This is a genomic window from Kitasatospora sp. NPDC001683 (assembly GCF_053596495.1).
Genome location: NZ_JBSFGK010000144.1, coordinates 1 through 12,780, shown reverse-complemented (window position 1 = coordinate 12,780; position 12,780 = coordinate 1). Strand labels below are relative to the sequence as shown.

The window sequence follows — 12,780 nt, the reverse complement described above, 5'->3', positions numbered from 1 at the left end:
GGGATTGAACCAGTGACCCCTACCGTGTCAAGGTAGTGCTCTCCCGCTGAGCTAATCGCGCCTGGTGAGGCGTTCCTGCAGCAGACCCCGAGGGGACCGTTACTGTGCGCGATACTGGGATTGAACCAGTGACCCCTACCGTGTCAAGGTAGTGCTCTCCCGCTGAGCTAATCGCGCCTGGTGTGGCGGTTGTGCAGCAGGCCTCGAAGGGCCTGTTACTGTGCGCGATACTGGGATTGAACCAGTGACCCCTACCGTGTCAAGGTAGTGCTCTCCCGCTGAGCTAATCGCGCCTGGTGAGGCGTTCCTGCAGCAGACCCCGAGGGGTCCGACGTGCGCGATACTGGGATTGAACCAGTGACCCCTACCGTGTCAAGGTAGTGCTCTCCCGCTGAGCTAATCGCGCGGGGAGGTCTCCCGGCAGGACCGGGAGAGCCTCTTGGAGGTGGAGACGGGATTTGAACCCGTGTACACGGCTTTGCAGGCCGTTGCCTCGCCTCTCGGCCACTCCACCAGGCAACACATGAAGAACGATCTTACACTGTTCTCCATCGAGCGGACGACGAGATTCGAACTCGCGACCCTCACCTTGGCAAGGTGATGCTCTACCAACTGAGCCACGTCCGCCTGTCTCCCGGGATCTTCACCGCTTTTCTTCGGCTGCGCTCCCCGGCGACGTGTTGAACTCTAGCGGATTCCCGGGCCAGCTAAAAATCCGTTCCCGCAGCGTGCCGAGGGGATGCCCGCCGGGTGCCGTCCCGTCAGCCCTTCCGGCCGGTCACCGGACCGCCACCTGCGGCGCTCCCGGACGATCAGCGGGCCCGACCGGGGCCGTACCCCCCGACCTACACTTCAGGCACCGCCGCCCCCAGCACGACCGCGCAGGAGAACCGTGTCCGGCCACCCCGACCCCCGCACCCCACTCGCCCGCTTCGGAGGCCGCGTGGCCACCGGACTGCGGGACGTCACCTCGGACCCGGCCGCGCTCGAATCCTCCGGCTACTGGGCCGTCGCCCACGACTTCGAGGGCCGGCTGACCTGCGCCCGCTTCGACGACGTCCGCCCCGCCCCGGCCCCGCCCGCGGGCGCCGGCTGGCGCGGACCGGACGCCGGCAGCTGGCACAGCTCCCTGGACCGCGCCGCCTACACCGCGGGCGTGCGCCGCATCCGCGAGCACATAGCCGCCGGCGAGGTCTACCAGGCCAACCTCTGCCGCGTGCTGTCCGCGCCGCTGCCCGACCCCGACCGCAGCGACATCGACGCGCTCACTGGTCTCCTCGCCCACGGAAACCCGGCCCCCTACGCCGGCACCATCCGGCTGCCCGAGCACGGCGTCGAGATCGCCACCGCCTCCCCCGAGCTCTACCTCCACCGCGCCGGACGCACGGTCTCCTCCGGCCCGATCAAGGGCACCGGCCGCACCGAGAACGACCTCCTCGACAAGGACCACGCCGAGAACGTGATGATCGTCGACCTGGTCCGCAACGACCTCGGCCGGGTCTGCGAGACCGGCAGCGTCACCGTCCCCGACCTCTGCGTCGTCGAGAAGCACCCCGGCCTGGTCCACCTGGTCTCCACCGTCGAGGGCACCCTGCGCGACGGCGCCGGCTGGCCCGAACTGCTCACCGCCACCTTCCCGCCCGGCTCGGTCACCGGCGCCCCCAAGTCCAGTGCGCTGCGGATCATCGACGCCCTGGAGACCGCCCCCCGCGGCCCCTACTGCGGTGCCGTCGGCTGGGTCGACGCCGACCGCGGCGAAGGCGAACTCGCCGTCGGCATCCGCACCTTCTGGCTCGACCGGCAGGACCCGCGGGCACCCGTCCTGCGCTTCGGCACCGGCGCCGGCATCACCTGGGGCTCCGACCCCGAGCGCGAATGGGCGGAGACCGAACTCAAGGCCGCCCGCCTGGTCGCGATAGCGTCGGGCAGCGAGACCGGCGGTCACACCGACAGCGAAACCGGCAGTCACCCCGGCACCGACCACGAGCCGCACCGCGCCTAGGAGCAGCCCTCGATGCACAACCGCACCACGAGCTGGGTCAACGGCACCCTCGTCGACTCCGCCGACGCCGCCGTCTCGGTCCTCGACCACGGCCTCACCACCGGCGACGGCGTCTTCGAGACCATGAAGGCGGTTGACGGCAGGGCCTTCGCGGTCACCCGCCACCTCGACCGGCTCACCCGCTCCGCCCGCGGCCTCGGCCTGCCCGACCCCGACCACGACCTGGTCCGCGAGGCCTGCGCCCAGGTCCTCGCCGCCAACCCGGTGCCGCTCGGCCGCCTGCGCGTCACCTACACCGGCGGCAACGCCCCGCTCGGCTCCGAGCGCGGCACCACCGGCCCCACGCTGGTCGTCGCCCTCGGCGCCATCAACCGTCGTCCCGACGAGACCGCCGTCGCCGTCGTCCCCTGGCGCCGCAACGAGCACAGCGCCGTCGCCGGCCTCAAGACCACCTCCTACGCCGAGAACGTCGTCGCCCTCGCCGCCGCCCACCGCGTCGGCGCCTCCGAGGCCGTGTTCGCCAACACCGCCGGCCGGCTCTGCGAGGGCACCGGCTCCAATGTCTTCGTGGTCATCGGCGGCCGCCTGCTCACCCCCACCCTCTCCTCCGGTTGCCTGGCCGGCATCACCCGGCAGCTGGTCATCGACTGGTGCGGCGCCGAGGAGACCGACCTCCCGCTCAGCGCCCTGCAGGACGCCGAGGAGATCTTCCTGACCTCCACCACCCGCGACGTCCAGGCCGTCACCCGCGTCGACGACCGCGAACTGCCCGGCACCGGCCCGGTCACCGCCAAGGCCATGACGGTCTTCACCGAGCGCAGCGGCGACGACCTCGACCCGTGATCCCCGCCCCGTGAATAATGCTCGGGGCGGGCGGGGAAGGGACCACGACTTGACATCGTCCTTCGGCCGAAGCCGGAGGACTCCGACCTCGCGGGTCGGGCTTTCTGCTTCACAGCCGATTGCCGACCTGGGGCTACCAGCGCAGGGACGGTGTGCCGCCCATCGGTCTTACATCAGCTCCACAGACCTGACTTCCCGCCAGCCCGGCGGTAGGCCAGCCGGCTATTTGCTCCGACTATGCGTGACCAACGTATCACGAACGGTGATCCCTCGCGGTGGGGGATTTGGAGGCATCACATGACCACCACGCTGCGCCCCGAGGGCCCGGAGACACCCACCACGGCCGGCGGCCGCACCAGACGCTGGCGCATCCTGGCCAACGGCCACCAGGTCGGCGCGCTGCGCACCACCTCCGCTCGCCACGGCCACCAACTCTGGGGTGAGATATCGGAGTTGGAGATCACCGAGGGGCGCGGCCGGGGCCGCGGCACATTCGGTGCGCTGGCCGCGGAGGAGGTGCTGCGCAACTGGGGCTGCACCCGGGTGGACGTCGTCGTCCCCGAGTCGGCGCCGATCGCCCGCAGCCTCGCCGCCACCCTGGGCTACACCGAGCGGATGCGGAACCTGGGCAAGAGCCTGACCACCGCGCCGGCCCTGCCCGCCGGCGTCACCGCCCGCCCGATCGCCGCCACGGAGCTCCCGGCCTGGCTCGACCGGGCGGCGGAGAACTACGTCGCCTCGCTCATGGGCTCCGGCCTCAGCGAGGAGCAGGCCCGCGCCAAATCGCGCCTGGACCACCAGAACATGCTCCAGCAGGGCGCCGACACCCCGGGCGTCGCCCTGCGCCGGCTGTACGGCGCCGACGGTGCACCGGAGACGCTCGGCTCGCTCTGGCTGGACCTCCACCTCCGCGACCTGCCGGACGGCACCCCGCTCGCCTGGGTCATGGTGGTCGAGGTGTCCCCGGCCCACCGGGGCCGGGGACACGGTCGCACCCTGATGCTGCTCGCCGAACAGGAGTGCCTGGCCGCCGGGGTGCGCGAACTCGGTCTGAACGTCTTCTCCGGCAACGAGGTCGCCCTGCGCCTCTACGCCTCGCTCGGCTACCGGATCGTCAATCGCTGCTACGGCAAGCAGCTGTGAGGAGTTGACGAGCCGTCAGCAGGGCGAGCGGGTCAGGAAGCCCTCGCCGCCTCGATGACGGCGACGATCCGCTCGCGCAGCCCCTGCTGGCTCTTCCCGCCGTCCAGCCGCTCCCCGCCGATCACGTACGTCGGCGTGCCGGTGACCCCGATCGCCCTGCCCTCGGCCTGGTCGGCGTCCACGGTCAGCATGTGCCGGCCGTCGATCAGCGCGGTGTCGACCTCCTCGACGTCCGCCCCGACCTCCCGGGCCACCTCCAGCAGCACCTGCTGCCCCCGCGCGTCCAGCTCCTCGACCCGGGCCAGCAGCGCCTCCACGAACGGCCACCCCAGCCCCTGGTCGAACGCCTCCTCGGCCGCCTCCGCCGCGGCGTAGGCGTGCTTGTGCTTCTCGAGCGGGAAGTGCCGCAGCTCCACGGACAGTGCGTCGCCGTACTGCGCGCGCAGCGCCCGTACGTCGTCCAGCGCGGTGCGGCAGTCCGGGCACTGGAGGTCGCACCAGAACTCGAGGCGGGGGAGGGAACCATCGATCATTCCCCCAGTGTTCCACTAGTGGGTGCCCGCCCCCGCCCGGCGGTGCGCCCGAGGGCGGACCGCCAGGACCGACAGGGAGGCACCGATGACCAGGACGATCGGAAACGAAGGGGCCCACTCGTGCTGACCGCGGCGATCAGTTTCCTGCTCACGGCCGGTGGCGTGGCCGTCGCGGGCCTACGGGCCCGGCGTCGGCGCTTCCTGTCGGCGACCCGCTGGTTCGCGGTGGCCCTGCTGCCCGCCGGGCTCTACCTGACCGGACTGTTCCCGCTGGCGAGCACGATCGGCCGGGAGTTCGCCGACTGGGCGGCCAAGCTGGTCTTCGACCCCCGGGTGTGGGTCGGCATCGTGCTGCTCGGCGTCTCCGCCGCCCTGCTGGTCACCACCCGCTGGGTGGGCCGCCGCGGCGCGGTGGAGGGCTCGCCGGATCGTCCGGCCGCCGCCAGACCGGCTCCCGAGCGCCCGGCGGTCGCCCAGGCACCCAAGGCACCCGGGAAGCAGCAGACGGGCAAGCGGGACGACGGCCTCGGCGACTTCGCCGACATCGAGGAGATCCTCCGCAAGCGCGGCATCTGAGCCGCGCGGCGGGTGCGTCAGGCGGAGGGGACGGTCTCCGCCGACCGCTGCCGTGCCCGGTAGGCGGCCACGTGCAGCCGGTTGCCGCAGGTGCGGCTGTCGCAGTAGCGCCGCGAGCGGTTCCGGGAGAGGTCCACGAAGACCCGCGCGCAGTCCGGCGCCTCGCACCGGCGCAGCCGCTCCCGTTCGCCCGCCATCAGGATGAAGGCCAGCGCCATGCCCAGCTCGGCCGCGAGGTGGGTGCCGATCGCGGCGTGCGGCGCGAAGTAGTGGATGTGCCAGTCGTGGTGGTCGTGGTTGACCAGCCGGGGCGTCGTCCCGGCGGCCGCGACGATCGCGTTGACCAGCTCGGCGGCCTCTTCGGTGGACTCCGTCCCGAAGACCTCGCGCAGCCGGGTGCGCAGCTCCTGCACCTGGTGCAGGTCGTCCTCGGTGAGCGAGTCGATCTCGCTGATCTCCTGGCGGACCACGAAGGCGTCCAGCGCGGCGACGTCGGGCAGCCGCTCGTCGCCGCACACCTCGGGTGCGGTGTTGAGCAGGTCGACGAGGATGCTCAGCGCGCACTCGGTGTCATGGGTGATCAGCACGTTGGGACTCCTCGCGCAGGGGACTCCGGTACCCCGCGTCCACGGTTACCCCAGACCATACCGGCCCTTGCGGCATAAGGGCGGCGCGTTCGTTCGAAGGCCTGTACGGATCCCGTCAGAGTGTCCCAAAGCGGAACGACGACGGCGCCCGGCAGCGAGGCCGGCCACCCGTACGGATGGCCGGCCTGGCTGCCGGGCGCCTGCGGTGCTGCGGCCCCGCTCCGGTGGGAGCGGACCGTTCACCGGACCCCGAGGCCGCGTCGTGCGCGGCTGAGTCTGCTGCCGTGCCCCCGAGTAGGACGGCTGCGATGACGGCAGGAAGTACGGCCCCGCCGACAGCGGGGCTGGACCGCCTACGGTCGGGGTCAGCTTTCGGCGAGGATGTGGGACAGCTCCCGGTCGAGGTCGAAGTGACGGTGTTCGGTGCCGGGGGGCACCGCGGCGTCCGTCCGCTTGAGGAACGACTCAAGCGCCCGGGCCGGGGCCTCCAGCAGGGCTTCTCCTTCCGGAGAGCTCAGTGCGATGCAGACCACCCCTTGCCCGTGGCTGCGCGACGGCCACACCCGGACGTCGCCGGTACCGGTGGGTCGATGCAGCCCCTCCGCGAGGAGATCTCGGGCGAACACCCACTCCACGGTCTCGTCGGCGCCCGTGTGGAACGTGGCGTGCACGGCGTAGGGGTCGGCGGTGTCGTAGCGCAGGCCCGCGGGGACGGGCAGTGAGGACTCGCTGGACACGATGAGGCGCAGGTGCAGCTCGCAGCTGACCGTGGTGTTCATAAGCGCCATGGCCTTTCGCTCAGTGTGCGCTCGGGGAATCGCACGTCGGCGAACGGACCATCCCACCCCCAAGACCGATGTAAACCCCTCTGTCCCGATTCGGGCGCGAGTCGTACCCCTTACGGCGCATTGCGGAATCGTCGCGGAGTACCCGCCTGGGGCATTACCGGCGGTTCTTCTCGGCCGGATTCCGGGTCGGCGTGCACCTCGGCGTCCGCCCGGCCCGTGCGGGGTGCCGCGGGGCCGGGAGCGGGGGCGCGGATGGAGTGGCCGTGGCCCGACGAGTCGTGCGCGCGGAGGGGAACGGAGGAGGGTGTGGGCGGCGGAGGTGCGGCTCGGGGCCCTGGGGCGCCCGGGGCGGGGCTGCCGGTGGGCGGGGTGTTCGGAGCACCCTCCGGGATGCGGTAATGTTTTCCCTGCACCCGGGCGATTAGCTCAGCGGGAGAGCACTTCGTTCACACCGAAGGGGTCACTGGTTCGATCCCAGTATCGCCCACCGGAATGCATTGTGATATGTGAGGCCCAGTCGATTATCGGCTGGGCCTCACATGCATTTCCGGAATCCCGCCCGAAGTGCCGGCCGCAAATCCGGCTGAGGCACAGTCACCTTCCCTGCGGAGCACGAGTTCTGTGGATCCGTCGGCCGTACCCCGGAAGAGCGAGTTGTACGACTGCCCCCGAATGGTGCTACAGTTCTTCTCGTTGCCCGGGCGATTAGCTCAGCGGGAGAGCACTTCGTTCACACCGAAGGGGTCACTGGTTCGATCCCAGTATCGCCCACCCGGACAGCACGCAGGCCCTGACCAGGAAACCGGTCAGGGCCTGCGGCGTTTCCCGGGGGCGGCTAGGCGGCCGCCTCGCAACCGTGTTCGGGTTCCAGTCGGCGGCCGCAGACGCACCGGGCCGGCCGCAGCGGCCAGGACGCGTCCACCCGCTCCGGTGTCCCCGAGCGGTCGAACCAGGCCTGCAGCCCGCGGGCCTGCGCCGCGTGCCAGACCGCCTGCCGCAGGTGCAGCTCCGCCGCCGACAGCCCGCCGAGCGCTGCCGGGTAGCGGGCCCCTATCCGCCGGATCAGCGACATGGCCGCCGTCGCGTCCGCCGCCGCGTCGTGCGCCCCGGTGAGGTCCACCCCGTAGTGGGCGCACAGGTCGGTCAGTGTCCGGCGGCCCTTGCGGTAGCGGTCCACGTGCTTGTCCAGCACCCGCGGATCCAGCACCACCAGCCCGGCCCCGGCCAGTCCGGCACTGAGCGTCAGTCCGTGGTGGCGGCGCAACTCCCGGTCCAGCAGCGTCAGATCGTAGGGCGCGTTCATCACCACCACCGGGCGGCCGGCCCGCGCCTGGGCCGCCAGCGCGCGGGTGACCTCCGCCACCACCACCCGGGCCGGCCGGCCGTACGCCCGGACCTGCTCGTCGGTGATGCCGTGCACCGCCCGGGCGCCGTCCGGGATCGGCACGCCCGGATCGGCGAGCCAGGTGGTGGTCTGCGCCGGTGCGTCCGGGGCGAGTTGGACGACCAGGGCGGCCGAGACGATCCGATCGGTCTCCACGTCCACGCCGGTCGTCTCGGTGTCGAAGGAAGCGAGTGGGCCGGTGTACCAGTGCTGCTGCATGACTGCCCCTCAGGCGTGCGTTCCGCGCCCTGGTGATACCCGGTTCTGACGCCCGCTCAACCCGTTTGGCCCAGCCCCGACCGGGGATCCTGCCCAGGACAGTCCCGTCCGAATCCGGACGGGCCCGGAGCCGGGGGAGGCCACGGGGCGATGGCACTGACCCAGCCGCAGCCCGACGGGGCGGCGGCCGCACTCCGGGGGAACCTCGCGGTCACCGCGTGCATGGAGACGCTGCAGGTCGGCTACCTGCACGCGGTCGCCGCCGCGGCCGGCTGCTCGCTCTCCCAGCCCTTCCCGGACAACGGCATCGACTGGCAGGTCAGCCACGGCTCCCGGGAGCACGAGGTGGACGACGAGGTCACCATCAAGATCCAGCTCAAGGCGACCCAGCAGATCGCGCCCGACCCGGCCGGGCCGTTCTTCAGCTTCACCCTGGACAACGACCACCTGCGCAAGCTCGCCCGCGCCCGGGTCGCCGTCCCGCGCATCCTGGTCGTGATGCTGCTGCCGCGCCGGGTCGACCACTGGCTCCGGGCCCGCCCCGACGCCCTCGAGCTGCGGCACTGCTGCTACTGGGTCAACCTGGCCGGCCACCCCGTCACCGGACAGCGGCGCACCAACGTCCGGGTGCCCACCGACAGGGTCTTCGACGACCGCGCGCTCTGCGACATCATGGCCCGGGTCGGCGCGGGCGAGAGCCCGTGACCACCCGGCCCCGGCAGCGAGGAGCCACGCCCATGACACTGCCGCACGGACCGGACGGCCGGGCCCCGGCCCTGCCCGACCCGGCCACCGTCGACCCCGCGGTGCTCGCCACCCTGCTCGCCCGGCACGGCTGGGTCCGGCGCGGCGGACCCGCCGCCCGGTACGGCCGCTGGACCCCGCCGGACGGCGAACCCGGCACCAGCCTCCTCGTCCCCACCGCGGACGGCTTCGACGACGCCGTCGAACTCCTCACCGACGCCGTCACCGCGCTCTCCCGCTCCCGCACCCCCTCCGCCCGCTCGATCCTGCTCGCCCTCGCCGTCCCCGGCGACGAGCTGAGCTGGCGCCGCGAGCTGCCCGGCCCCGCCGACGCCACCCCCTGGGACGACGCCGAGCGGCTCCAGCGGGCAGCGCGCGCGATGCTCGCCGCCGGGGCCAAGGCCGGCCGGACCACCGCCGCCTACTACGGCGCCAGGCTGGACGACCTCGCCGGGGACTTCCTGGACCGCGTCCTGCTCGTCGAACAGGGCGCCGTCGAGCACGGCGCCGCCCTCACCGCCCACACCCCCGCCCCCGAGGGCCGGACCGCCGTCACCACACTGGTCCGCGCCCTCGAGGCGCTGCGCGACGCCGTCGACTACCGCCGGGTCAGCGGCGGGCCGGAGGCCTTCGAGAACGCCGTCCGGTCCGGAGTCAGCCGGGAACTCGTCCAGTCCGTCGAGGACCTGGTGCGCGGTGCCACCGCCGCCCGGCTCACCGTCGCCTGGTCGCCCGCCGCCGGGACCCCGGGCGGCTTCGGCGACCGCCGGATCGACCTCGAATTCTCCCCCGGTGACCTGCCCGCCCTGACCGAGGCCGCCGGACTGCTGGCACGGATCGAGCCCGCCGTCGACGTCACCGTGGTCGCCGTGGTGGTCCGGCTCAAGCGCGCCGACCCGTCCGGTCCCGGCTCGGTACGACTGCGGGTGCTCGGCGGCGCCGAAGTCCGCGAACTCAAGCTGCGCCTGCCCGACCCCGACTACCGGCTCGCCGCCGAGGCCCACCTCTCCGGCGTCCCGGTCCGGGTCTCCGGCCGCCTCGAGCGGCGCGACGGATTCCGCCGGCTGACCCGGGCCCATGGCCTGGAGCTGTGCGGTTGGGGGGAGGACGAGCGCGAGCGGCTGCTCAAGGGACTCCATGAGGGGGGAGAGAGGTCCTGAGTTCACGGTGCGGGTGGCGCTCTCGGTACCATCGTCACGCGCAGCGCAGTGTTGCGTCCTCTGAAATCCAGTACGTCAGGAGAGACCGGTGACGGACGTCCGGGTAATCATCAGCCGCGAACCCGATCGGGAAGAGCGCGTGGTGACGACGGGCACTACGGCCGCCGAGCTCTTCGCCGACGACCGCTCGATCATCGCCGCCCGCGTCGGTGGCCAGCTCAGGGACCTCGCCTACGTCCTCCAGGACGGCGAGGAGGTCGAGCCGGTCGCGATCGACAGCAAGGACGGCCTCGACATCCTGCGCCACTCCACCGCGCACGTCATGGCCCAGGCCGTGCAGCAGCTCTACCCCGAGGCCAAGCTCGGCATCGGCCCGCCGGTCAAGGACGGCTTCTACTACGACTTCGACGTCGAGAAGCCCTTCCACCCCGATGACCTCAAGGCCATCGAGAAGAAGATGCAGGAGATCATCAAGCGCGGGCAGAAGTTCTCCCGCCGTGTGGTCACCGACGAGGCAGCCCGCGAGGAGCTGGCCGCCGAGCCGTACAAGCTGGAGCTGATCGGCCTCAAGGGCTCCGCCGCCACCGCCGGCGAGGGCGCCGACGTCGAGGTCGGCGCCGGCGAGCTCACGATCTACGACAACCTGGACGCCAAGAGCGGCGAGCAGTGCTGGGGCGACCTCTGCCGCGGCCCGCACCTGCCCAGCACCCGCCACATCCCGGCGTTCAAGCTGATGCGCAACGCCTCTGCGTACTGGCGCGGCAGCGAGAAGAACCCGCAGCTCCAGCGCATCTACGGCACCGCCTGGCCGACCAAGGAAGAGCTCAAGGCCCACCTGGACTTCCTCGTCGAAGCCGAGAAGCGCGACCACCGCAAGCTCGGCAACGAGCTCGACCTCTTCTCCATCCCGGAGGAGATCGGCTCCGGCCTCGCCGTCTTCCACCCCAAGGGCGGCATCATCCGCCGCGCCATGGAGGACTACTCGCGCAAGCGGCACGAGGAAGAGGGCTACGAGTTCGTCTACACCCCGCACGCCACCAAGGGGAAGCTCTTCGAGAAGAGCGGCCACCTCGACTGGTACGCGGACGGTATGTACCCGCCCATGCAGCTCGACGAGGGCGTGGACTACTACCTCAAGCCGATGAACTGCCCGATGCACAACCTGATCTTCGACGCGCGCGGCCGCTCGTACCGTGAACTGCCGCTGCGCCTCTTCGAGTTCGGGACGGTGTACCGGTACGAGAAGTCCGGCGTCGTGCACGGCCTGACCCGCGCCCGCGGCTTCACGCAGGACGACGCCCACATCTACTGCACCCGCGAGCAGATGGCGGACGAGCTCGACTCGACCCTGACCTTCGTGCTCAACCTCCTCCGTGACTACGGTCTGACCGACTTCTACCTGGAGCTGTCGACCAAGGACCCGGTGAAGTACGTCGGCAGCGACGAGACCTGGGAGGAGGCCACCCGCGTCCTCGCGGCCGTGGCCGAGAAGCAGGGTCTGCCGCTGGTGCCGGACCCGGGCGGCGCGGCCTTCTACGGCCCGAAGATCTCGGTGCAGGCCAAGGATGCGATCGGCCGCACCTGGCAGATGTCCACGATTCAGCTGGACTTCAACCTGCCGGAGCGTTTCGACCTGGAGTACACCGCGGCGGACGGCTCGCGTCAGCGGCCGGTCATGATCCACCGGGCGCTCTTCGGATCGATCGAGCGCTTCTTCGCGGTGCTGCTGGAGCACTACGCCGGTGCCATGCCGCCGTGGCTGGCCCCGGTCACCGTGACCGGCATCCCGATCACCGACGAGCACGTGCCGTACCTGCAGGAGGTCGCGGCCGAGCTGAAGAAGCACGGGATCCGGGTCGAGGTGGACACCTCGGACGACCGCATGCAGAAGAAGATCAGGAACGCCCAGAAGACCAAGGTTCCGTACATGCTGATCGCCGGCAACGACGACGTCGAGGCGGGCGCGGTCTCCTTCCGCTACCGCAACGGCGAGCAGAAGAACGGCGTCCCGCGTGACCAGGCGATCGCCGAGATCGTCGATGCAGTGGCCCGCCGTATTCAGGTGTAACCCCTCCCCGCCTGAGCGGGGGTGATTCGAACGGTGTGCCGGTCGCCGAGGCAGTCGCCGAGGTCACGCGCGGGGCGGGCTCTTCAAGAGTCTGCCCCGCGCGGCTTTGCAAGCAAGATTGGGCGAATATGCTGATCAGCATGACGACTGAGCCGGAACTGCAGCGGGGTGTCGGTGAGCCGGACGGCTTCCGCCGCCTGTGGACCCCCCATCGGATGGCGTACATCCAGGGTGAGAACAAGCCCACCGGCCCGGCTCCGGACGACGGTTGTCCGTTCTGCTCGATCCCGTCGCTGAGCGACGAGGACGGGCTGGTCATCGCGCGGGGGAGTGCCGTGTTCGCGGTGCTGAACCTGTACCCGTACAACGGCGGGCACCTGATGGTGGTCCCGTACCGGCACGTGGCCGACTACACCGACCTCGACGAGGCGGAGACCGCCGAGCTGGCGGACTTCACCAAGCGGGCGATGACCGCGCTGCGCGCGGCCTCGGGGGCGCACGGGTTCAACATCGGGATGAACCAGGGCGCGGCGGCCGGGGCCGGGATCGCGGCGCACCTGCACCAGCACGTGGTTCCGCGCTGGGGCGGGGACACCAACTTCATGCCGGTGGTCGGCCACACCAAGGTGCTGCCGCAGCTGCTGGCGGACACCCGCAAGATGCTGGCCGAGGTCTGGCCCTGGTTCCGGCTGACCCGGCACAACGCGGGTTTCCTGACCGTGGACCGGCTGGC

The 12,780-nt window shown here is 71.4% G+C and carries 12 protein-coding genes and 7 tRNA genes; 10 read left to right on the top strand and 9 right to left on the bottom strand.

What is annotated here, in order from left to right; genetic code table 11:
- Positions 1-105: 105 nt before the first annotated feature.
- From ACWCYO_RS38170 to ACWCYO_RS38150, 5 genes are all read right to left on the bottom strand, one after another.
- A tRNA-Val gene (locus ACWCYO_RS38170) sits at positions 106-177 on the bottom strand.
- A 44-nt stretch (positions 178-221) separates the two neighbouring features.
- A tRNA-Val gene (locus ACWCYO_RS38165) sits at positions 222-293 on the bottom strand.
- A 41-nt stretch (positions 294-334) separates the two neighbouring features.
- Positions 335-406, bottom strand: a tRNA-Val gene (locus tag ACWCYO_RS38160).
- Between the two features lie 34 nt (positions 407-440).
- Positions 441-514, bottom strand: a tRNA-Cys gene (locus ACWCYO_RS38155).
- A 40-nt stretch (positions 515-554) separates the two neighbouring features.
- Positions 555-627, bottom strand: a tRNA-Gly gene (locus ACWCYO_RS38150).
- 265 nt (positions 628-892) lie between these two features.
- Here ACWCYO_RS38150 and ACWCYO_RS38145 point away from each other — a divergent pair.
- The 3 genes from ACWCYO_RS38145 (at position 893) to ACWCYO_RS38135 (ending at position 3,988) form a co-directional block, all read left to right on the top strand.
- Positions 893-2,002, top strand: a complete 1,110-nt coding sequence (locus ACWCYO_RS38145) for a chorismate-binding protein (protein ID WP_449786768.1) — start codon at positions 893-895, stop codon at positions 2,000-2,002.
- A 12-nt stretch (positions 2,003-2,014) separates the two neighbouring features.
- Positions 2,015-2,845 (top strand): aminotransferase class IV, encoded by an 831-nt coding sequence (locus tag ACWCYO_RS38140; RefSeq protein ID WP_449786767.1) that lies wholly within the window; start codon positions 2,015-2,017, stop codon positions 2,843-2,845.
- Between the two features lie 297 nt (positions 2,846-3,142).
- Positions 3,143-3,988 carry a GNAT family N-acetyltransferase gene (locus tag ACWCYO_RS38135; protein ID WP_270148316.1) on the top strand — a complete coding sequence of 282 codons (846 nt, stop codon included), beginning with the start codon at positions 3,143-3,145 and terminating at the stop codon, positions 3,986-3,988.
- 32 nt (positions 3,989-4,020) lie between these two features.
- Here the strand turns inward: ACWCYO_RS38135 and ACWCYO_RS38130 are convergent, their stop codons facing one another.
- Complete coding sequence (locus tag ACWCYO_RS38130) at positions 4,021-4,521, bottom strand: DsbA family protein (RefSeq protein WP_449786766.1); 501 nt, start codon at positions 4,519-4,521, stop codon at positions 4,021-4,023.
- 120 nt (positions 4,522-4,641) lie between these two features.
- Between ACWCYO_RS38130 and ACWCYO_RS38125 the strand changes: the two genes are divergently transcribed.
- Positions 4,642-5,097, top strand: coding sequence for a hypothetical protein (locus ACWCYO_RS38125; protein WP_449786765.1), 456 nt, complete (start codon positions 4,642-4,644; stop codon positions 5,095-5,097).
- Between the two features lie 17 nt (positions 5,098-5,114).
- Here ACWCYO_RS38125 and ACWCYO_RS38120 read toward each other — a convergent pair whose 3' ends face one another.
- Together ACWCYO_RS38120 and ACWCYO_RS38115 are read right to left on the bottom strand one after the other, a co-directional pair.
- Positions 5,115-5,684 (bottom strand): CGNR zinc finger domain-containing protein, encoded by a 570-nt coding sequence (locus ACWCYO_RS38120; RefSeq protein WP_270148320.1) that lies wholly within the window; start codon positions 5,682-5,684, stop codon positions 5,115-5,117.
- A 365-nt stretch (positions 5,685-6,049) separates the two neighbouring features.
- On the bottom strand, positions 6,050-6,463 hold the full coding sequence (locus ACWCYO_RS38115; protein WP_030056266.1) for an SsgA family sporulation/cell division regulator: 414 nt from the start codon (positions 6,461-6,463) through the stop codon (positions 6,050-6,052).
- 424 nt (positions 6,464-6,887) lie between these two features.
- Here ACWCYO_RS38115 and ACWCYO_RS38110 point away from each other — a divergent pair.
- A tRNA-Val gene (locus tag ACWCYO_RS38110) sits at positions 6,888-6,959 on the top strand.
- Between the two features lie 212 nt (positions 6,960-7,171).
- Positions 7,172-7,243: transfer RNA gene (locus ACWCYO_RS38105), tRNA-Val, on the top strand.
- A 64-nt stretch (positions 7,244-7,307) separates the two neighbouring features.
- Here the strand turns inward: ACWCYO_RS38105 and ACWCYO_RS38100 are convergent.
- Entirely contained in the window at positions 7,308-8,075 is a 768-nt protein-coding gene (locus tag ACWCYO_RS38100; RefSeq protein ID WP_270148322.1) for an exonuclease domain-containing protein, read from the bottom strand.
- A 150-nt stretch (positions 8,076-8,225) separates the two neighbouring features.
- Here ACWCYO_RS38100 and ACWCYO_RS38095 point away from each other — a divergent pair, with 150 nt between their 5' ends.
- The 4 genes from ACWCYO_RS38095 to ACWCYO_RS38080 form a co-directional block, all read left to right on the top strand.
- Complete coding sequence (locus tag ACWCYO_RS38095) at positions 8,226-8,780, top strand: DUF4365 domain-containing protein (RefSeq protein ID WP_449786764.1); 555 nt, start codon at positions 8,226-8,228, stop codon at positions 8,778-8,780.
- A 32-nt stretch (positions 8,781-8,812) separates the two neighbouring features.
- Entirely contained in the window at positions 8,813-9,979 is a 1,167-nt protein-coding gene (locus ACWCYO_RS38090) for a hypothetical protein (RefSeq protein WP_449786763.1), read from the top strand.
- An 88-nt stretch (positions 9,980-10,067) separates the two neighbouring features.
- Positions 10,068-12,047 (top strand): threonine--tRNA ligase, encoded by a 1,980-nt coding sequence (thrS, locus tag ACWCYO_RS38085; protein WP_449786762.1) that lies wholly within the window; start codon positions 10,068-10,070, stop codon positions 12,045-12,047.
- Between the two features lie 128 nt (positions 12,048-12,175).
- Positions 12,176-12,780, top strand: a 605-nt coding sequence (locus ACWCYO_RS38080; RefSeq protein ID WP_449786761.1) for an HIT domain-containing protein, incomplete at its 3' end; no start/stop codon positions are given.

Coding starts and splice junctions, on each gene's coding strand:
- ACWCYO_RS38095 (WP_449786764.1), top strand. CDS start 8,226: ATGGCACTGACCCAGCCGCAGCCCGACGGGGCGGCGGCCGCACTCCGG.
- ACWCYO_RS38100 (WP_270148322.1), bottom strand. CDS start 8,075: ATGCAGCAGCACTGGTACACCGGCCCACTCGCTTCCTTCGACACCGAG.
- ACWCYO_RS38135 (WP_270148316.1), top strand. CDS start 3,143: ATGACCACCACGCTGCGCCCCGAGGGCCCGGAGACACCCACCACGGCC.
- ACWCYO_RS38090 (WP_449786763.1), top strand. CDS start 8,813: ATGACACTGCCGCACGGACCGGACGGCCGGGCCCCGGCCCTGCCCGAC.
- ACWCYO_RS38140 (WP_449786767.1), top strand. CDS start 2,015: ATGCACAACCGCACCACGAGCTGGGTCAACGGCACCCTCGTCGACTCC.
- ACWCYO_RS38130 (WP_449786766.1), bottom strand. CDS start 4,521: ATGATCGATGGTTCCCTCCCCCGCCTCGAGTTCTGGTGCGACCTCCAG.
- ACWCYO_RS38115 (WP_030056266.1), bottom strand. CDS start 6,463: ATGAACACCACGGTCAGCTGCGAGCTGCACCTGCGCCTCATCGTGTCC.